This is a genomic window from Xanthomonas sp. BRIP62411 (assembly GCF_003993525.1).
In the GTDB taxonomy this organism is placed as follows: domain Bacteria; phylum Pseudomonadota; class Gammaproteobacteria; order Xanthomonadales; family Xanthomonadaceae; genus Xanthomonas; species Xanthomonas euroxanthea.
In genome coordinates, this window is record NZ_QEZI01000013.1 from 1 (window position 1) to 20,364 (window position 20,364).

Genomic DNA, 20,364 nt, shown 5'->3' on the forward strand with positions numbered 1-20,364 from the left:
GACGTGCTCCGCGCCCGGGCCCGGGTTCGGGCGCGGCCCACGTCTTGCGACGCGGGCGATCCAGGACACGCGCGCCAATGGCGTGCAAGCGGCGCCTCTTCGCCTACCGGGAGAGGGGCCTTACGTCCTTCTCCCATTGGAGAAGATGCCCCGCAGGGCGGATGAGGGCAGGGCGCAGCGCCGCATTCCCAACCGCTTCATCGCAATCTCAGCCGCAGCGACGCCACAACCGGTAAAATGCGGCGGTGGATGTCTCTCATTTGCTCGATCATTTAAACCCCGCCCAGCGCGAGGCCGTTTCCGCGCCGCCGGGGCATTACCTGGTGCTGGCCGGCGCCGGCTCCGGCAAGACGCGCGTGCTGATCCATCGCATCGCCTGGCTCAACGAAGTCCAGGGCGTGCCCAACCACGGCATCTTCGCGGTGACCTTCACCAACAAGGCCGCCGGCGAAATGCGCCACCGCACCGACCTGCAGCTGCGCAACGGCAGCCGCGGGATGTGGATCGGCACCTTCCACGGGCTGGCGCATCGGTTGCTGCGCCTGCACTGGCAGGATGCGCGGCTGCCGGAAGGCTTCCAGGTCATGGACAGCGACGACCAGCTGCGGCTGGTCAAGCGCGTGGTGCAGGCGCTGGAGCTGGACGAGGGCAAGTATCCGCCCAAGCAGATGAGCTGGTGGATCAACGAGCAGAAGGACGAAGGCCGCCGTCCGCAGCATATCCAACCCGAGCCCAACGACGACTGGACCGAGGTGCGCCGGCAGGTCTACGCCGCCTACCAGGAGCGTTGCGACCGCTCCGGCCTGCTGGATTTTGCCGAGTTGCTGCTGCGCGCGCATGAACTGCTGCGCGACACCCCGGTCTTGCTGGCGCATTACCGTGCGCGCTTCCGCGAGATCCTGGTCGACGAGTTCCAGGACACCAACGCCATCCAGTATGCCTTCGTGCGCGTGCTGGCCGGCGAGACCGGGCATGTGTTCGTGGTCGGCGACGACGACCAGGCCATCTACGGCTGGCGCGGCGCCAAGGTCGAGAACGTCCAGCGCTTCCTGAAGGATTTTCCCGGCGCGCAGACCGTGCGGCTGGAGCAGAACTACCGTTCCAGCGCCAATATCCTGGGCGCGGCCAATGCGGTGATCGCGCACAACCCGGACCGCATCGGCAAGCAGCTGTGGACCGACTCCGGCGACGGCGATCCGATCGACCTGTATGCGGCCTACAACGAGGTCGACGAGGCGCGCTATGTGGTCGAGCGCGCCCGGCAGTGGGTGCGCGACGGCGGCAGCTACGGCGAAGTGGCGGTGCTGTATCGCAGCAACGCGCAGTCGCGCGCGCTGGAAGAAGCGCTGATTTCCGAGCAGCTGCCGTACCGCGTGTACGGCGGCATGCGCTTTTTCGAGCGCGCCGAAATCAAGGATGCGTTGGCGTACCTGCGCCTGCTTACCAACCGCAGCGACGATGCCGCGTTCGAGCGCGCGGTCAACACGCCCACGCGCGGCATTGGTGATCGCACGCTGGATGAAGTGCGCCGCCTGGCACGCGCCAATGCGTTGTCGCTGTGGGAAGCGGCGATGTTGTGCACGCAGGAAAACACCCTGGCCGCGCGCGCCCGCAATGCGCTGGCCACGTTCCTGAGCCTGGTCGGCCAGCTGCATGCCGAAACCGGCGACATGGAACTGGCCGAACGTATCGACCATGTGCTGATGCGCTCGGGCCTGCGCGAGCATTGGGCCAAGGAAAGCCGCAGCGGGCTGGATTCGGAATCGCGCACCGAGAACCTGGACGAACTGGTGTCGGTGGCCTCGCGCTTCACCCGCCCGGACGATGAAGACAGCCAGGGCATGACCGAGCTGGTGGCCTTCCTGGCCTATGCCTCGCTGGAAGCCGGTGAAGGCCAGGCGCAGGCCGGCGAAGAAGGCGTGCAGCTGATGACGCTGCATTCGGCCAAGGGCCTGGAATTCCCCATCGTGTTCCTGGTCGGCCTGGAAGATGGCCTGTTCCCCAGCGCACGCTCGCTGGAAGAAAGCGGCCGGCTGGAAGAAGAGCGGCGCCTGGCCTATGTGGGCATCACCCGTGCGCGCCAGAAGCTGGTGTTGTGCTACGCCGAATCGCGGCGCATCCACGGCCAGGACAACTACAACGTGCCCTCGCGCTTCCTGCGCGAAATCCCGCGCGAGTTGCTGCACGAGGTACGCCCGAAAGTGCAGGTCTCACGCACCGCGTCGCTGGGCGCGACGCGCGGCGGGCCGGTACACGGCGTGGTCGAAGCCGCACCGATCAAGCTCGGTGCCAATGTCCAACACCCCAAGTTCGGCGGCGGCGTGGTCGTGGACTATGAAGGCGCCGGTGGGCATGCGCGCGTGCAGGTGCAGTTCGACGACGTCGGCGCCAAGTGGCTGGTAATGGCCTACGCGAATCTGACGGTGGTGTAGGCGGGGCGAGCAATCGCCTGCATCGCGGGGTGTGTTCGGTAGGCGGCAGCCGCGTCCTGATCTGGCCGGACAGTGTCATCGGCACTGCCGGCAGCATTGGTGCATCGCCCGATGCATTCACCGCGGCATCCGTGACACCCTTGCGTTCGAATCGAACGCAGACAGACCCACGGCCCGATGCGCACCGAAAAACACAAGATGCTGGCAGGCGAGCTCTACAACGCTGCCGATGACCAACTGCAGGCCGACCAGGCGGCCGCGGCCGACTGGATGGCGCGCTACAACGCCAGCGCCGCGCAGCCGCCTGCCCACCGGCACGCGCTGCTGGTCGAGCGCTTGGCCGAGGTGGGTGCAGGCGCGGTGATCCGCCCGCCGTTTCATTGCGACTACGGCTACAACATCCGCCTGGGCGCCGGCGTGTTCCTCAACTTCAACTGCGTGATCCTGGATGTCTGCGAGGTCAGCATCGGCGAGGGCACGCAGGTGGGCCCGGCGGTGCAGTTCTATGCCGCCGACCATCCGCGCGACGCGGCAGGACGCGCCAGCGGGCTGGAGTTCGGGCGACCGATCCGCATCGGGCGCAACGTGTGGATCGGTGGCGGTGCGATCATCCTGCCGGGCGTGTGCATCGGCGATGATGCGGTGATCGGCGCCGGCGCAGTGGTCACCCGCGATGTGCCGGCCGGCGCGACCGCGCTGGGCAATCCGGCGCGCGTACGCGCACGTCGCGACGCTGCCGATGCGGCGCCAACCGATTGAATATTGCAGCAACCCGCGTGGCGGCATTGATGCGGATCAAGGCGTGTGCCGCAGCGGACTGTCAGGCTGATTCCACCGGCAGCCAGGCCGGTCATCCAAGGAGGTCACCATGTACAAACGTATCCTGATCGCCATCGATGCGTCCGAGTTGTCGCATCGCGGGTTGTTCCAAGGCCTGGAGTTGGCCAAGGCCACCGGTGCCAAGGTGGATATCGTCACCGTGTCCGAGCCGTGGGCGATGGGCATGTACGACGCGATGGGCTGGAGCGTGGGCTACGAGGCAAGTCCGGAGTACCGCAAGGAACGCGAAGCTGCCGCAGAGAAGATCCTGCGCCCCGCGCTGGAGCTGGCAGCCGCGGCCAATATCAAGGCCACCTCGCGCCACGTGCTGGACCGCTTCGCCGCCGAAGGCATCGTGCAGACCGCCAAGGAGTGCAACAGCGATCTGATCATCATGACCTCGCACGGCCGCCGCGGCATGCGCCGCGTGCTGCTCGGCAGCCAGACGGTGGAAGTGCTCACGCACAGTTCGATTCCGGTGCTGGTGATCCGCTGATCGCCGGACGTCTTGCTGCGCAGGACGACCTGCAGCGCATCGCGCGCTCAAATCGCACATCCTCTTGGCAGCACGTCTTTTCGTAGGAGCGCGCCCGAGCGCGACGAAGCGTTACCGGCAACATCCCATCGCGCGTAGGCACCGCTCCTACGCCGATTGGATCAGCGTTCCATCGGCTCCGGCCGAGCTGCAGCAAGGCGTGTGGCGTGTGCAAGACGCCGTAGCGCTTCGGGATGCAGCAGGTCGCGATCCAGCAAGGCTGCGGAGCGCACCGGCGGCATGCCGGTACGCACCGGCGCGTCTTCCCGGAGCGGGTGCGGGCTCAGCTCGCGCATGAAGCGCCATAGCGGCATGGCGTGCCCGCGGCGTGGCGCATGCGTCGGCCGCGCGGCACGGCACTGGCGGCGCCACTGCACCGGCGGCATGCCGAAACGCTGCTGGAAACAGCGTTGGAACTGGCGCTCCGATGCAAAGCCTACTTCGTACAGCAACCAGGTCAGGCTGCACTCCGGGTAGGCCTGCAGATAGCGGTGCGCGGTGCACAGGCGCCGCTCGCGGATATGGCGGGCCACCCCGCCACGCGACTGGAACAGCCGGTACAACGACGCACGCGACACCGCGAACGCCTGCTGCAGGGACTCGGTACCGAGCTCGGCTTCGCCGATATGCTGCTCGATATAGGCCAGCAGCTCGCTCATCAGCGGCGCGTGCGCCTCCACCGATGCGGAGGCCTGCGGGACGATGGCACTGTCATAGCCGGTGTTGCTCATGCGGGTGCTACCTGCGGCCCGCTCCCCGGGGCCTGTCATCTGACCAACCGAGAAAAGCGGCGCCAGGCCATCACCGCGTTTCGTGAACCCGGCGCTGCGTCACGCGTCGGTGTGATCGACGCCGATCCAGGCCAACCGGCCGGCCCCTTCCTCGATGCACCGCGGCGCTGGAAAGCTGCATGGACGCTGCCTGTGCCTTGGGTGGCGGCCAACGCAAAGCCAATCGCAACGGCATCGCATCGAGGTCAGGGTTGGGAAGGCGCTGGCTGGAGAAAATGCAGCATGGCAGGCAGACCGTTGCGCGGGATGCTTGGGTACCAAGCCCCGGCTGATCGAGCGAGCTAAACCGTTTGGTTTTGAAACGCCCACCCGATCGCCAATGCGGGATACTGGGTTCTCACGCAGGCGAGATGGCCCGATGTCCGAGCTGCCGATCACCGAGTTGTTGCAGGCCTGGCAGCGCGACGAACCCGGCGCGGGCGATGCATTGGCGCGGCAGGTGTACACGGCGCTGCGCGAGACCGCGTTGCGGGCGCTGCGGCGCGATGCACGCGCGGGCTTGCAGGCGACCGAGCTGGTGCATGAGGCGTGGATGCGGCTGGAGCAGGGCCAGCAGGGGTTTCAGTCGCGCGCGCATTTCTATTCGGTCGCCGCGCTGCAGATGCGCCATCTGTTGGTGGATCTGGCGCGGCGGCAGGCCAGCGCCAAGCGGCTCGGGCAGGCGGTAACGTTGACGATCAGCCTGTCCGATGGCGCGCCGCGGCCGGAGGCATTGCTGATGGTGGCCGACGCCTTCGACAAGCTGGCGCGCGTGGATGAGCGCAAGGCCAAGGCATTCGCGCTGACCGAACTGGTGGGTTTCAGCGTGGCCGAGGCGGCCGCGCAACTGGAGGTGTCGGTGCCGACGCTGGAGCGCGATCTGCGCTTTGCGCGGGTGTGGCTGGCGGCGCAGCTATGAGCAGTGCCGCCACCTCCTGGCAGCGATTGGAAGCCTTGTTCCATCAGGCCTGCCAGCTGCCGGTGGAAGCGCGCCAGGCGTTTGCGCGCGCGCAGGCCGGCGAGGACGTGGGGCTGCGCGATACATTGCTGGCGATGCTGGCAGTGGAATCGCAGGCCACGCTACGCGTACGCGCACCGTTGAAACAGGCCGTGGCGGCATTGCGCGCGCCATTGCCGGAACTGCCGGCCGGTACCCGCTTCGGTGCATGGGCGATCGACCGTCTGATCGGTGCCGGTGGCATGGGCCAGGTATATCTGGGCCATCGCGCCGACGGTGCGTACGAGCGCGAGGTGGCGATCAAGCTGGTCGCCGCCGACGCGCTGGATGTGCAGGGCCGCGCGTTGTTCGAGTTTGAATGTCGCTTGCTGGCGCAGATGGTGCACCCGGCGATCGCGCAGATCCACGACGTGGGCACCGACGCGCACGGCCGCCCATACCTGGTGATGGAATACCTGCGCGGCGAGCCGATCACCTGGTGGTGCGATGCGCATCTGCTGTCACTGCAGGCGCGTGTGCTGCTGATGCTGCGGGTCAGCGAAGCGGTGCAGCATGCGCACCAGAAAGGCGTGATCCATCGCGACCTCAAGCCCGGCAACGTCTTGGTCAGCGACGTCGACGGGCGGCCGATGCCGGGCGTGATCGACTTCGGCATCGCGATCGATGCGGCCAACCCGGCCATGCGCTTCGCGCAGGGGCGCGGCACGCCCGGCTACATGAGTCCGGAACAGGCGCGCGGCGCGCAGGACGTGGATGCACGTAGCGACATCTATGCACTGGGCGCGATGTTCTATGAGTTGAGCTGCGGGCTGGCGCCGGTGGCCGGGCGCGATGGGTTGCCGCAGCCACCATCGCAACGCGTGGCGGCGGTACCGGCCGACGCGCGTGCGCGGATCTGCGCGGCACGCGCGACCACGCATCCGCGACTGCAGCAGCAACTACGCGATGGCCTGGATGCGATCGTGTTGTGCGCGTTGGCGCCGGAGCCTGTTGCACGCTATGCATCGGTGTCGGCCTTGATGGACGATCTGCATCGCTGGCTCGACGGGTATCCGCCACGCGCCCTGCAGGCCGGCCATTGGTTGCGCGTGCGCAAGTTTGCCCAGCGCCACCGCAGTGGCGTGTTGGCTGCCGCCCTGGTGTCCACTGCGCTGATTGCCGGCCTGGGCGCAACGTTGTGGTCGCTGCAACATGCTGCGCGCGATGCGCAACGCGCGCAGGTCACCGGCGATTTCATGAGTTCGGTATTGTCCAGCGTGGATCCGGGCATTGCGCAGGGTCTGGACAAGACGCTGATGCTGCGCGTGTTGCAGCAGGCGTCGCAGCGTGCCGCGCGCGAGCTGGCCGACCAGCCGGACGCGCGTCTCCAGGTGGAGCTGACGCTGGGCCGCACGCTGATCGCGCTTGCCGACTATCCGCAGGCGGCGGCGCATCTGCGGACTGCGCATGCACTGGCGCAGCGCAGCAAGGGCGCTGCCAGCCTGCAGGCATTGCAGGCAGCGTCGATGCTCGGCCAGGCGCTGACTGGCGCCGGCAAGGCGGGCGAGGCCGAACAGGCGCTACGCCAAGGCATGGCGCAGGCAGCGCACGGCAACGCGAGGCAGCAGGCGCTGGGCAATGAAATGCGTGCGTGGCTGGCGTGGACGCTGCGCGGCCAGGGTCGCATGCGCGATGCACTGATGGAGGCCCGACACGCCTATGTCGCTGCCGTGGCCAACACGTCCACCACAGCCGACCAACGCATCGACGCGGGCAATGTCTATGCCGGCATTCTGGCCGACGTCGGGCAACTGACCCCGGCGATTGCATTGCAGCGCAGCCTGCTGCGCGAGCGGGTTGCCGCACATGGTCCCGACCACCCGCTGGTCGTGCCGATGCGCAACAGCCTGGCCATGTTCTTGCTGATGCAGCGCGATTTTGCCGCAGCCGAAACCGAACTGGCCGCGCTGCTGCGCGTCACCCGCAAGCTCTATGGCGATAACGCCGCCGATACCTTGATGGTGGAAGGCAACCTGGCCCATGCATTGCGTCAGCAGGGCAAGCTGGCCGAGGCCGGCCCGCATTACCGTGCCGCGATGGAGCGTGCGCGCACCGTGTTCGGCGACGATGCGCAAGCCACCATCACCTCCCGCAGCAACCATGCCCTCTGGCTGCTGGATGCCGGGCAGGTGGATGCCGCATTGGCCGAACAACGCGCATTGCTGGCCTCGTCCCTGCGTGTGTTGGGCCGGGGGCATCCACAGACCGCCGAGATCCTGCGCGGCATGTCCGAGGCCGAGCGCAGGCTCGGCCAGCGGGCTGCCGCACGCGCTCACGCACAGCAGGCCTTGCAGATCCTGACCGGCATCTACGGTGATGCCGAGGAGCCGTTGCGTGCCGCACGCCTGACCTTGGCGCAGGTCACCCCGGCCAGTGCGCCTCCTGCCACTGCCAGCGCACCGAACACGGCCGCGGTTGCGCAGCGCTGAGAGCCCGTGTCGGGTTGGCCGGGTGCCACCGGCCGAGCGTGGCTGCCATTGCAAAGGTTGAAGCGTGGCCCCGCCGCTCGTGGGCCTGACAGGCCTGGACGCGTGCCCGATGATCGCCGGCGAGGCACCGCCTGTCGGCGTGTCGGGGGTCGGGCCTGAGGCCCAAGGCACTGACCATGCTGATCGGCGGCCTGCCCACGACGCGCATCGTCGGCCTGGCGATGCGATGCACCTCGGCCCCCGTCTGGCAGCGTGGCCGGCGTGCCCATCGCATCAGCCGGCATCCGGATCGTCACCGCAGTCGGCGCGCCGCTACCTCCATCAACGCCACCAGTGCCGCTGCCGGCCTACTCGATCCAGCCACGCCTCCGGCTCACCGTGCCGGCCCCCGCCGTTGCCGTCGGCGGGCAGCGCCCGGCCGGCCACAGCGTGGGGTTTGCAGATCTGTCCACCAGTGGCACCCGCCCCGGGCCTGACCCGCACCGACCCGCGCACCAATTCGCTGCCGCAACGCCGCAAGGTGCCGTCACCGGTACCAGCGACTGAAGAGCCAATGGACCGACAGCCTACGATTCCCGATTCCCGATTCCCGATTCCCGATTCGATCCCGAATCCCGAATCACCAGCTATACAGCTTCCAATACACCTTGTTGACCTTGTCCCTCTCGGCATCGGTATGCCCGTCGTGATCGCGGTCGTACAGGAAGTAGGGCGCCCCGCGTGCAGGCGTCACCCGCACCATTTCCAGCTGGCCGTTGACGCGGTACTCGTCGACCTTGTCGCCGTTGCCCATGGTCTTGCTGGTCACATCCGCGCCGGCCGGCACATCGCCGACCGCACCGCTGGTGGCGCAGCCGCCGAGCAGCAGTAACGGCAGCAGCAAAAGACTCGCTCTGATCATTGTCGTCATCCGTTCTAGGTCGTCGGCCAGTATGCGCTGGCAAGGTGTAGCGTGGGCGTGCAGCGTAGAATTGGCGCATGAGCAGATTAGTCCTGATCGACGGGTCCAGTTACCTGTACCGCGCGTTCCACGCGCTTCCGCCGCTGACCAATGCCCAGGGCGAGCCCACCGGTGCCTTGTTCGGCGTGGTCAACATGCTGCGCGCCACCTTGAAGGAGCGCCCGGCCTATGTCGCGTTCGTGGTGGATGCACCGGGCAAGACCTTCCGTGATGACTTGTATGCCGACTACAAGGCCAATCGCCCGTCGATGCCCGACGACCTGCGCGCGCAGGTGCAGCCGATGTGCGACATCGTGCATGCGCTGGGCATCGACATCCTGCGCATCGATGGCGTGGAAGCCGACGATGTGATCGGCACCCTGGCCCTGCAGGCCGCCGCCGATGGCCTGAGCGTGACCATCTCCACCGGCGACAAGGACTTTGCCCAGCTGGTGCGTCCCGGCATCGAGCTGGTCAACACCATGAGCGGCAGCCGCATGGATTCGGAGGAGGCGGTGATCGCCAAGTTCGGCGTGCGCCCCGACCAGATCGTCGACCTGCTGGCGCTGATGGGCGACACCGTCGACAACGTGCCCGGCGTGGAAAAGTGCGGCCCCAAGACCGCCGCCAAATGGCTGGCCGAATACGAGTCGCTCGATGGCGTGATCGCCAACGCCGACAGGATCAAGGGCAAGATCGGCGAGAACCTGCGCGCCGCGTTGCCACGGCTGCCGCTCAACCGTGAGCTGGTCACCATCAAGACCGACGTGACGCTGGCCAGTGGCCCGCGCGCGCTGGACCTGCGCGAGCCCAACGCCGAGACGCTGGCGGTGCTGTACGCCCGCTACGGCTTCACCCAGGCGCTGCGCGAACTCGGCGGCGCCGCTGCCCAGGCCGGCCTGCCGACCGAGCCGATGGCGCTCGGCGCCGCCGCCGCCAGCGCCCGCACCGAACCCGGCCGCGCCCGCGGCACCGGTTTCGTGTCCGGCCCGGTCAGCGCCCCGGTGGAGGTGGACCCGGCACTGTCGGCACCCGGCCAGTACGAGACCATCCTGACCCAGGAACAGCTCGACGGCTGGATCGCGCGCCTGCGCGCCGCCGGCCAGTTCGCCTTCGATACCGAAACCGACAGCCTGGATCCGCTGCAGGCCGACCTGATCGGCCTGAGCGTGGCCGCCGAGCCCGGCCAGGCGGCGTATCTGCCGTTCGGCCACAACTTTCCCGGCGCCCCGGCCCAGCTCGACCGCGCCCAGGCGCTGGCGCAGCTGGCGCCGCTGCTCACCGACCCTGCGGTACGCAAGCTCGGCCAGCACGGCAAGTACGACCTGCACGTGATGCGCCGCCACGGCATCGCCCTGGCCGGCTATAGCGACGACACCCTGCTGGAAAGCTTCGTGCTCAATTCCGGCAGCGCCCGCCACGACATGGACAGCCTGGCCAAGCGCTACCTGGGCTATGACACGGTCAAGTACGAGGACGTCTGCGGCAAGGGCGCCAAGCAGATCCCGTTCGCCCAGATCAGCCTGGAGGACGCCACCCGCTACGCCGCCGAAGACGCCGACATCACCCTGCGCCTGCACCAGGTGCTCGGCCCCAAGCTGGCCGCAGAACCCGGCCTGGAGCAGGTCTACCGCGACATCGAGATGCCGCTGGTGGAGGTTCTTGCACGCATCGAGGCCAACGGCGTGTGCGTGGACGCGGCCGCACTGCGCCGCCAGAGCGCGGACCTGTCCAAGCGCATGCTCGCCGCCCAGCAGAAAGCCACCGAGCTGGCCGGGCGCAGCTTCAACCTGGATTCGCCCAAGCAGCTGCAGGCACTGCTGTTCGACGAGCTCAAGCTCCCCGCGGTGGTCAAGACGCCCAAGGGCCAGCCCTCGACCAACGAAGAGGCGCTGGAGGCCATCGCCGACCAGCACGAGCTGCCGCGGGTGATCCTGGAATACCGCGGCCTGACCAAGCTGCGCAGCACCTACACCGACAAGCTGCCGGAGATGATCCACCCGCAGTCCGGGCGCGTGCACACCAGCTACCACCAGGCCGGTGCGGCCACCGGGCGGCTGTCCTCGTCCGATCCGAACCTGCAGAACATCCCGATCCGCACCGAGGACGGCCGCCGCATCCGCCGCGCCTTTGTCGCCCCGGCCGGGCGCAAGCTGATCGCCTGCGACTACTCGCAGATCGAGCTGCGCATCATGGCCCACCTGTCCGGCGACCCCGGGCTGGTGGGCGCGTTCGAGTCCGGTGCCGACGTGCACCGCGCCACCGCCGCCGAGGTGTTCGGCCGCACCATCGACACCGTCAGCAATGATGAGCGCCGCGCCGCCAAGGCGATCAACTTCGGCCTGATGTACGGCATGAGCGCCTTCGGCCTGGCCCGCCAGCTCGGCATCGGCCGAGGCGAGGCGCAGGACTACATCGCGCTGTACTTCAGCCGTTACCCCGGCGTACGCGACTTCATGGAGACCACCCGCCAGCAGGCGCGCGACAAGGGCTACGTGGAGACGGTGTTCGGCCGCCGGCTGTATCTGGATTTCATCAACGCCGGCAGCCAGGGCCAGCGTGCCGGCGCCGAGCGCGCCGCCATCAATGCGCCGATGCAGGGCACCGCCGCCGACATCATCAAGCGCGCCATGGTCAGCGTGGACGGGTGGATCGCCGAGCACGCGCAGCGCGCGCTGATGATCCTGCAGGTGCACGACGAACTGGTGTTCGAAGCCGAGACCGATTTCGTCGACACGCTGCTGAGCGAAGTGACCGCGCGTATGTCGGCTGCTGCTGAATTACGCGTGCCGCTCGTGGTTGACTCGGGGGTTGGCGACAACTGGGATGAGGCGCATTGATGCAGGAGTGGCGCAGATATGCTGAACGCGCAGACCAGACATAATGCGTCTCGGACCTGCGCCGATGGAATGAATAACCGCTAAATTCTACATTTTTTTAACAGGTATCTTCACGATCCATCAATGTAGAAAATGGTGTTATATCCCTCGACGGGCGCAACGCCTGTCGTCAGATCTCTCCCATCCCCTGGAGCAGATCTCGGAACGGAAACTACTCCCCAAGTTTCCGTTCCCTGGCCCCGCCGACCTCCCCCTGGTCTGCGGGGCTTTTTATTTTCGGCGTCGAATTATTTTGCTACGCAACATAACCGGTTCAGCGCATTGCGCATTCACCGGTACCGTTGGTAATCACAAATTTAAATGGGCTGAATTAATTCAATTAATCAACACAGCGTTTCATCAGTACCGTGTTCTTTATCTGGATTCAGCCCAGCCAGTCGCGCGGTACCAGATAGTCCATCAGCCGCGCCTCGGCGCTACCCGGTTCCGGCGTGAAGCCATATTCCCAGCGCACCTGTGGCGGCAGGCTCATCAGGATGCTTTCGGCACGCCCGCCACTTTGCAGGCCGAACAGCGTGCCGCGGTCGTAGACCAGGTTGAACTCCACGTAGCGGCCACGGCGGTAGAGCTGGAACTCGCGTTCGCGTTCGCCGTAGGGCGTGTCCTTGCGGCGCGTGACGATCGGCAGGTAGGCATCCAGAAAGCCGTCGCCGACCGCGCGCTGGTAGGCGAAGTCGCGTTCGAAATCCTGACCCAGGTCGTCGAAGAACAGCCCGCCCACGCCACGGGTCTCGTTGCGGTGACGCAGGAAGAAGTACTCGTCGCACCAGCGCTTGTGCGCGGCATAGCGTTCCTCGCCGAACGGCGCGCACAGCGCCTGCGCGGTGCGGTGCCAGTGCAGCACGTCCTCGTCGACCGGATAGAACGGGGTCAGGTCGAAGCCGCCACCGAACCAGGCCGCCACCACTTCGCCATCGCGCTCGGCGCGGAAGTAGCGCACGTTGGCGTGGGTGGTGGGAACATGCGGATTGTGCGGATGGAACACCAGCGACACGCCGCAGGCGCGCCACGTCGCCCCGGCCAGCTCGGGCCGATGCGCACTGGCTGACGGCGGCAGGCGCGAGCCGGACACATCGGAAAACCCGATGCCGGCCTGCTCGAACACCGCGCCATTGCGCAGGATGCGGGTGCGTCCGCCACCGCCTTCCTCGCGTTGCCATAGGTCTTCGGCAAAACGCGCGCTGCCATCGATGGCTTCCACGGCAGCGCAGATACGATCCTGCAGGCCGGTCAAATAATCGCGTACACGGTCGAATTCGTTCATGTCACGATTCTAAGCGCTGCGTCGCGCTTCTTGCAGTCGGGCAAACGCGCCCGTTTGTCGCAGGGCGAGGCGCTGCGTCGTGTGGGGATCGGGCGCATGAGCAGCCAGGCTTTGCTGCCTCGTCTCACACCAGGCTTCACGCCTGGCGTTTCCCGCTCGGACTGGGCGGTGTGGGCGAGGCAGAAGCACGAGCAAAAGCAAAAGCAAAAGCAAAAGCAGAAGCAGGGCGTTGATCTGCTGGTTTGCTGCAGGGCCCTTGCCCGCCCACCATCGCAGGACACGCCGCAAGTACGTCCATGTAGGCTCTTACGCGGCATCCATGCCGCGTAAGGTCCCGCGACGGTAGGCGGGCAAGGACCAGTCGAGATGGCCGGTGTACATGGAAAGAGCAGAAGCGGGGGTGGCGGTCGGGCCAAGGTCCCGCGGCGGCGGGCGGGCAAGGACCAGTCGGGATGGTCGGTGTGTATGGGCAAGAACGGAAGCGGGGTGGCGGTTGGCCAAGGTCCCGCTGCGGCGTGCACGGACCATCGGGGATGGTCGGTGTGCATGGCTGGGGACGCAGGCCAACTTCAACCAGCGATCATGCCTTGCGCGAGGCCGTAAATTCGGCGCGCACCGCAGGCGTGCACAACCGCCATGCCAGCGCCGCGTGGAGACAGCCGATCGCCAGCACGCCCAGGCCCGTCAGCAGCAGCGCCGCCTGGCGTGTTGCCTGCAGGCGTGCCTGCAGCTCCGGCCACTCGGGGCTGTGCAGGACGTCGGCCGGCAGCATCGCCTGCACGCCCTCGAACACCGGCCCGATCAATGCCAGGCCGCCGACATTGAGCAGCCCGGTCACCAGCAACACCACTACGAACCCGACCCGCGCCCACTCGCGTCGCTGCAGCAAGGCCCAGCTCAACCATGCGAAGGCGACCGACAGCACCACGCCTACGACCGACAATGACACGGCATGATCGATCAGCCACTGCAACGAGGCGGGCAGGGTGATCCCTTCGGGCAGGCCCAGCGTCGCCGCGTCGGGCATCAGCGCGATCATCACGATCTGCAACAGGTTGGACATCGCACTGACGACGCCCAGCAACAAGGACACCCACGCCAGCGGCGTGACGAAGCCGCCGCGTGGTCGGGAGGCTGGTGCCGGCGTGCTCATTGCAGCGAGGCGATATGGGCGGCCACGGCAGCCTGGCCCGGAGGATCCAGCGCTGGCTGCAGTTGCGCGTACCAGCCCGGCAGCGCGTCGGCCGGCAGGCACTGGCGCAACAACGGTGTGCTGCGCTCCAGGAAGGCGTCGAGGAAGGGCAGCCCGCGCACGTAGAGGAAGTGGCTGTCGGTGATCGACATTCCGGCGTAGGCCTCACGCAACCACTCCAGATGCGGCAAAGCGTGTGCGCCGTGACCGGCGCGGGTCAGCGCGGTGAGGAAACTGGTGCGTGCGGTGGCCGGCGAGGTGGAACGCTCCTGCGCGTTCAAATCATCGAAGGTCAGCAACCACTGCTCGCCACGATCGATCTCGTTGCACATCACCGAGGTGGTCGCCAACTGCAGTGCGTTGTGTGCGGTGGGTTCGAGCTCGTACAGCGCCAGCCAGTGCGGATACGCCTCGTGATAGCGGTCCAGCGCACTCAGCGCAAGTGCGCACAGGCGTTGCGCGTCGGCACCCAGGTGCAGCTGCGCCTGCGCAGCGTTGTAGGCGCCCAGCTGATCGCCGCGCTGGAACAGGGTCAGTGCGGGCTGCAGTGCCGGGTCGATCTCGACGTCGGTCGCGGTGTCATCGGCTGCAGCCGCCGGCGCTGCGGTGGGTTCGGTTCGGGGCGTCGTGGCCACCGGGGTCTTGCGTCCAAACAAACGGTCCCACAGGCCCATCGCGATTACCTTCTGCACGCCGCGGAAGTGGAGACCGCTGCGGTGCCGGCGGCGCTCCGGTCGGGCGGCGGGCCGGCAGAGGGGAGCGCAATGCGCCAGCGATCTGCCGATCCTGCACCAAGCTTAGAGCTAGTTGCGTACGTGGAGGTGAGTACCGACATGGTGTCGCGTGGCATGCGTAACGCAGTGGCGCATCACGCGTGCGACGTGGCTGGCCTGCAGCTTGCTGCAGGATGCGGATGCTGCCGCTGCGACATGCCATCGGCCGGACGATGTACCACCCATCGCCCGGTCGCAGCGCCATGGCTTACGGCTTCACCTGCTCATTGAACAGCTTGAGGATGCGCTTGTATTCGTCCAGCCACGAATCGGCGCGGGTAAAGCTGTGGCGTTCCAGCGGATACGGCGCCACCTGCCAGTTGTCCTTGTGCAGCTCCATCAACTTCTGGGTCATGTCGACCGAGTCCTTGAAGAACACGTTGTCGTCGATCATGCCGTGCGCGATCAGCAGATGGTCGCGCAACCCGTCCGCGTAGTTGATCGGCGATGAGGTCTTGTACGCGTCGGGGTCGAGCTCGGGCGTGTTGAGGATGTTGGAGGTGTACTCGTGGTTGTACTGCATCCAGTCGCCCACCGGACGCAGCGCCGCGCCGGCCTTGAACGTGCCGGGGCTGCGGAACAGCGCCATGTAGGTCATGAAGCCGCCGTACGAGCCGCCGTAGATGCCGGAGCGCGCACGGTCGCCCTGCTTCTGCGTCACCAGCCACTCCAGCCCGTCCAGGTAGTCTTCCAGCTCCGGATGGCCCATGTTGCGGTAGATCGCGGTGCGCCAGTCGCGGCCGTAGCCTTCCGAGGCGCGGTAGTCCAGGTCCAGCACGATGTAGCCCTGCTGCACCAGCAGGTTATGGAACATCTGCTCGCGGAAATACGGCGTGTAGCGCTGCGAGACGTTCTGCAGGTAGCCGGCGCCATGCACGAACATCACGATCGGATACTGCTTGCCGGGCTCGGGGTTCTGCGGCCCGTAGTACTTGCCCCAGACCGTGCCGGCGCCATGCCGGGACGGCACCTGCACGTACTGCGGTGCGATCCACGGCTGCGCCTTGAAGGCGGGGGTGCGGGTGTCGGTCAGCAGCGTGGCCTGGCCGCCTGCGGCCGGCACCACGGCCAGCTGCGGTGGCAGGTAGCTGCCGGAATAGCGCACCAGCAATTGCTGCCCGTTCGGCGACAGACGGAAGCCTTCCACGCCATTCAAGGCGGTGACTTCGGTGAGCTGGTCGCTGCGCAGATCCAGCTTGCACACCTCGTAGTCGCCCGGCCATGTCTGATTGCACAGAAAGAACATGCTGCTGCCGTCGGCGCTGGGTACCGGCATCGACACTTCCCACTTGCCGCGCGTGCGCTGGCGCGGCTTGCCGTTGCCTTCCACGGTGTACAGCTGCGAATAGCCGGATTCTTCCGACAGCAGCCACAGCGTGCGGTTGTCGGGCAGCCAGCCGAAATCGTTGAAGTCCCAGTTGATCCAGGCGCTGTCGCTCAGGCGATGCCGCGGCTGCAAGGTGGCGTTGGCCAGGTCCACGCTGGCGATCCAGCGGTCCTTGTTGTCCACCGCGCGAATCTCCACCGCCACATTGCGCCCGTCATCGCTCCAATGCACCGCCGGCCCGCTGCCGTCGCCATCGCTTTCCACACGCACGGCGCGGTTGCCCTTGAGCGGATCTTTCCTGGCGGCCTTGCGCAGCGCGGCCAGCGGGTCGGTGGCAATGCCCGGCAGCGTGTCGAACGACAGCGCTCTGGCGGTGCCGGCGCTGACATCCACCAGCCACAGCGCATGCGCCACCGGTGCATTGCGACCGACGCGGGTACGCACTTCCTGGAATTCCTCGTAACCGGATTCGGTCACGTACTTGGGCATCTTGCCGGCCTGGCCCTCTTCGGCGCCCTTGGCCTGGGTGACCACCAGCAGATGGCGGCCGTCCGGCGACAACGCGCTGTCGACGATCTCCACCTCATCGCCCAGATACACCGGTGCCGCCGCACGGGTGGCATCGGCGCGGCGCCAGGCGTCTTCCTGCGCGCGTAAGGCATCGCGCTGCTCACGATCGCGACGCAGTGTGGCCAGCGTGGCCAGCTGCTGCTCGCGCAACACGTCGGCCTTGGGCGCGGCGTTGGGATCGCGCTCGGCCTTGACTACCGCAACCTGCGCGGTGCCGGCGTCGGCGCGCCAGTGGTACCAGTTGTTGCCCGCCCGCCAGATCGCACCGCCATCGCTGGCGAACTGCGGCCGCGATTCGACCTCGTTGCTGCGGGTCAGCTGGGTCAGCGCGCCGGAGCGCAGGTCGCGCAGGAAGATGTCGCCATTGCGCGCAAACAGCATGCGCTGACGGGTCGCATCGTAGCTCGGGTTATCCGCATCCAGGCCGGCACGGGCGTTGTCGGCCACGCGTTCGGCGGTGCCGCCGCCGGCGCCCTGGCGGTAGGTGTCGCGCACCGGCGAGCCATCGCGCTTGAGCAGGTATTGCACCTGCTTGCCGTCCCACTGCCACCAGGCCTGATCCACCGACGGCCCGATCCAGTCCGGATCGGCCATCACCTGTTCGATGGTGAGCGGTGTGGCGGACTGCGCGTGCGCGGTGACAGCCAGCGACAACAAGGACAGCGGCAACAATCTGGGCATCGGTAACGACTGGACGCAACAAGGAGCGGACAAGCCTAGCAGCTCGCTTCCATCGGAGGCTTGGGCCACAGGTCATGGACGTTGGGCGGTGCGTGCGTCATCGACGAGGCAAGGCATTCGCCACTGGCGGACGCGACCAGGTGCGGTGCGCGCATGTCGGCCGACGTCAGCGCATCGGCGCGATGCACTCCACGCCGCGCGCCGCTCCAGCAGCGACGTGGGGTCTGGGTCATGTACGCCTTCGGCCAGCTTTGAACCGCCGCCACCGCCGCGTAGCTGGAAACCTCCCGACTTGCCAGCAGCGCAGGTGGCGGCCAAGCTAGCGCGCTTTTGCGATTGTCGGTTCCCATGTCCAGCCTGCCTGTTCCTGCCGTTTCCCACCCGATGGCCGTCGGCGCGCCCGGCCGGCCGCTGGCCTGGCGCGCGGGGCAGTCGGTCGACCTGGCCACCTTCATCGCGCACGTGCACGGCCTGGCGCAGCAGCTGCCGGACGGTCGCCACGTGGTGAACCTGTGCGAAGACCGCTATCGCTTCATGGTCGCGTTCTATGCCTGCGCGCTGCGCGGCCAGGTGTCGCTGCTGCCGTCCTCGCGCGCACCGGCCGTGGTCGGCGAGGTGCAGGCGCGGCATGCTGATGCGTACTGCCTAGGCGATCTGGCGCTGGAGCTGGCGCCGCCGCGCTACTGGCAGTTGCCGGCCGAGTTGCCGCAGGCTGCGGGCCCAATCCCGCAACTGGCCGACGATGCCCTGGTGGCCATCGGCTTTACCTCCGGCAGCACCGGCAGCCCGCAACCCAACCCCAAGACCTGGGGCAGCTTCCTGACCAGCACGCGCCAGGACCTGGTCGCGCTGGAAAGCCTGTGGGCGCACACAGACGCGGTGCCGCACGTGGTCGCCACGGTGCCGCCGCAGCACATGTACGGCATGGAATTGTCGGTCCTGCTGCCGATGGTGACCGCGCTTGCGGTGCATGCGGGCCGCCCGTTCTTCCCGGACGATGTGGCGCGCGCGCTGGCCGATGTTCCCGCCCCGCGCGTGCTGGTGACCACGCCGGTGCATCTGCGCGCGCTGGTGGAATCGGGCGTGGCGTTGCCGCCGCTGGTCGGCATCGTCTCGGCCACCGCGCCGTTGGCGCAGGACGTGGCCGCTGCCGCCGAGGCGCGCTTTGGGGGCGAGGTGCGCGAGATGTTCGGTTCGACCGAAACCTGCGTGTTCGCCGTGCGCCGCACCGCGCTGGAAGCGGCATGGACACCGCTGCCCGGCGTCCGCCTGGAAACGCAGGCGGCAGGCACCTTGGTGCACGCGCCGCATCTAGCCACGCCGGTGCTGCTGGCCGACATGATGGACGTGGCCGCCGACGGCCGTTTCCAGGTGCGCGGCCGGCAGGCCGATCTGCTGGAAATCGCCGGCAAACGCGCCTCGCTGGCCGATCTCACCCGTCGCCTGCTGGCCATCCCCGGCGTGATCGATGGCGTCATCGTGCAACTCGCACCCGACCCCGGCCAGGCGGTCGGGCGCATCGCCGCACTGGTGGTCGCCCCGACTCTGGACGAGGCGCAGATCCTCGACGCCCTGCGCGTCAGCGTCGACCCGGCGTTCCTCCCGCGCCGCCTGCGCAAACTCGCCGCACTGCCACGCAACGAAACCGGCAAGCTGCCACGCGATGTGGTGCTGGGTTTGCTCAACGGCTGAGCGATACTGGCCGGACACCAAGGAGGCGTGGCCGCATGCGCAAGGGATCTGCAAGCAGATTAATACTCATCAGTGCGGCAGTCGTAGTGGCGATGTGCCTGGCGTGGCTGCGATGGCATCGCCTGGATCAGGCAGTTGAGGCGGATCCTGTGCATGCGGCCACTGCTGTTGTCATGCCGGCCGGACAATCCAAGCCTGTCGTCGCTTCTGCGCCTCTACCGCCAGCTGACACGCCGCTGCGCCAAGTCTTCGACGACCTCAGTCGTCGCGCGGAGCAAGGTGATCCAGCGGCCGCATGCCGCTTGGCTATCGAGCTTGATCGCTGCGATGTGATCCAGCAGCAACTCGCCACTTACGACGAGTTGGTGTGGCGCGCACAGCGTGCGCGTGAGCGAAAGGTCGTCACCCCCAATGCGAACGCCGACTTTGCTGCATGGGACAAGATACTGGATGGCATGGCGACGGGACTGCTCAAAGCTGCGGATCGTTGCGAAGGTGTACGGCAGGTTTCCGTGGCCGAGCGGGTCGCGTTGTGGCGACAAGGTGCGCTTGGTGGCAATCCGGGGGCGCTTGCGCACTACGCGGTCGGCAACGCGTTTCGGCGTCGCGACATGCTGGAGCTTCTGCCGGAACTGCAGCGCTATCGAAAAGAAGCGGAATCGATGGCGCTGCAGGCGGCCTCGCGCGGAGACCTGCAAACCTCCCTGGCCTTGGCGGCGGCTTATTCGCCTCGCCGCGATACCGGTGAGCGCCTTTTCCTGGCGCAGGTGGTCCAGACGGATCTGGCCCGATCGTTGGCGCTGTATCGACGTGGCAGCCAGCAGCTGCCGGCAACTGCCGGCCCGCGCTCGCGCGAGGTGATAGACGACAACATCGCCTGGTTGCAGAAGCGCGCGACAGCCAGCGATCTCGCAAGAGCTGATGTGCTGGGCAATGCGTGGGCGCGGCAGTGGTCTGCTACGCCAAAGGCTGGGTCAGCCGCGTTGACGGTGAACGAAGAAGGCGGTGTGGACGATATCGAACCAGCGCAATGCGCTCAATGA

At 67.3% G+C, this 20,364-nt stretch carries 14 protein-coding genes; 8 read left to right on the forward strand and 6 right to left on the reverse strand.

Annotated features, from left to right (window positions below; translation table 11 throughout):
* The first annotated feature begins 245 nt into the window (after positions 1 to 245).
* The 3 genes from uvrD to EO139_RS11290 all read left to right on the forward strand — a co-directional run bounded on the left by uvrD (position 246) and on the right by EO139_RS11290 (position 3,747).
* Positions 246 to 2,432, forward strand: a complete 2,187-nt coding sequence (gene uvrD / locus EO139_RS11280; RefSeq protein WP_126970662.1) for a DNA helicase II — start codon at positions 246 to 248, stop codon at positions 2,430 to 2,432.
* A 177-nt stretch (positions 2,433 to 2,609) separates the two neighbouring features.
* Positions 2,610 to 3,191: a sugar O-acetyltransferase gene (locus EO139_RS11285; protein WP_126970664.1), complete on the forward strand. Its 582-nt coding sequence runs from the start codon at positions 2,610 to 2,612 to the stop codon at positions 3,189 to 3,191.
* A 109-nt stretch (positions 3,192 to 3,300) separates the two neighbouring features.
* Positions 3,301 to 3,747, forward strand: a complete 447-nt coding sequence (locus EO139_RS11290) for a universal stress protein (protein ID WP_104585166.1) — start codon at positions 3,301 to 3,303, stop codon at positions 3,745 to 3,747.
* 161 nt (positions 3,748 to 3,908) lie between these two features.
* Here EO139_RS11290 and tagK read toward each other — a convergent pair whose 3' ends face one another.
* Positions 3,909 to 4,583, reverse strand: a complete 675-nt coding sequence (gene tagK / locus EO139_RS11295) for a transcriptional regulator TagK (protein WP_126970666.1) — start codon at positions 4,581 to 4,583, stop codon at positions 3,909 to 3,911.
* Between the two features lie 352 nt (positions 4,584 to 4,935).
* Between tagK and ecfK the strand changes: the two genes are divergently transcribed.
* A complete protein-coding gene (gene ecfK, locus EO139_RS11300; RefSeq protein WP_104650338.1) occupies positions 4,936 to 5,475 on the forward strand; it encodes an ECF-type sigma factor EcfK in 540 nt (179 codons plus the stop codon).
* Entirely contained in the window at positions 5,454 to 7,982 is a 2,529-nt protein-coding gene (locus tag EO139_RS11305) for a serine/threonine-protein kinase (RefSeq protein ID WP_126970668.1), read from the forward strand. Before ecfK ends, EO139_RS11305 begins: the two co-directional genes overlap by 22 nt.
* A 619-nt stretch (positions 7,983 to 8,601) precedes the next feature.
* Here EO139_RS11305 and EO139_RS11310 read toward each other — a convergent pair.
* Complete coding sequence (locus EO139_RS11310; RefSeq protein WP_104585172.1) at positions 8,602 to 8,883, reverse strand: DUF2782 domain-containing protein; 282 nt, start codon at positions 8,881 to 8,883, stop codon at positions 8,602 to 8,604.
* A gap of 77 nt (positions 8,884 to 8,960) precedes the next feature.
* Between EO139_RS11310 and polA the strand changes: the two genes are divergently transcribed.
* On the forward strand, positions 8,961 to 11,762 hold the full coding sequence (gene polA, locus EO139_RS11315) for a DNA polymerase I (RefSeq protein WP_126970670.1): 2,802 nt from the start codon (positions 8,961 to 8,963) through the stop codon (positions 11,760 to 11,762).
* A 424-nt stretch (positions 11,763 to 12,186) separates the two neighbouring features.
* Here polA and hemF read toward each other — a convergent pair whose 3' ends face one another.
* The 4 genes from hemF to EO139_RS11340 all read right to left on the reverse strand — a co-directional run bounded on the left by hemF (position 12,187) and on the right by EO139_RS11340 (position 17,620).
* Entirely contained in the window at positions 12,187 to 13,086 is a 900-nt protein-coding gene (gene hemF / locus EO139_RS11320) for an oxygen-dependent coproporphyrinogen oxidase (RefSeq protein ID WP_126970672.1), read from the reverse strand.
* A gap of 580 nt (positions 13,087 to 13,666) precedes the next feature.
* A complete protein-coding gene (locus EO139_RS11330) occupies positions 13,667 to 14,239 on the reverse strand; it encodes a hypothetical protein (RefSeq protein ID WP_126942930.1) in 573 nt (190 codons plus the stop codon).
* On the reverse strand, positions 14,236 to 14,952 hold the full coding sequence (locus tag EO139_RS11335; protein WP_126970802.1) for a hypothetical protein: 717 nt from the start codon (positions 14,950 to 14,952) through the stop codon (positions 14,236 to 14,238). Before EO139_RS11335 ends, EO139_RS11330 begins: the two co-directional genes overlap by 4 nt.
* A gap of 307 nt (positions 14,953 to 15,259) precedes the next feature.
* A complete protein-coding gene (locus EO139_RS11340) occupies positions 15,260 to 17,620 on the reverse strand; it encodes a S9 family peptidase (protein WP_164739827.1) in 2,361 nt (786 codons plus the stop codon).
* A 357-nt stretch (positions 17,621 to 17,977) separates the two neighbouring features.
* Between EO139_RS11340 and EO139_RS11350 the strand changes: the two genes are divergently transcribed.
* Both EO139_RS11350 and EO139_RS11355 read left to right on the forward strand, forming a co-directional pair.
* Entirely contained in the window at positions 17,978 to 19,321 is a 1,344-nt protein-coding gene (locus tag EO139_RS11350) for an AMP-binding protein (protein WP_206515143.1), read from the forward strand.
* A gap of 35 nt (positions 19,322 to 19,356) precedes the next feature.
* A complete protein-coding gene (locus tag EO139_RS11355; RefSeq protein WP_126970680.1) occupies positions 19,357 to 20,364 on the forward strand; it encodes a hypothetical protein in 1,008 nt (335 codons plus the stop codon).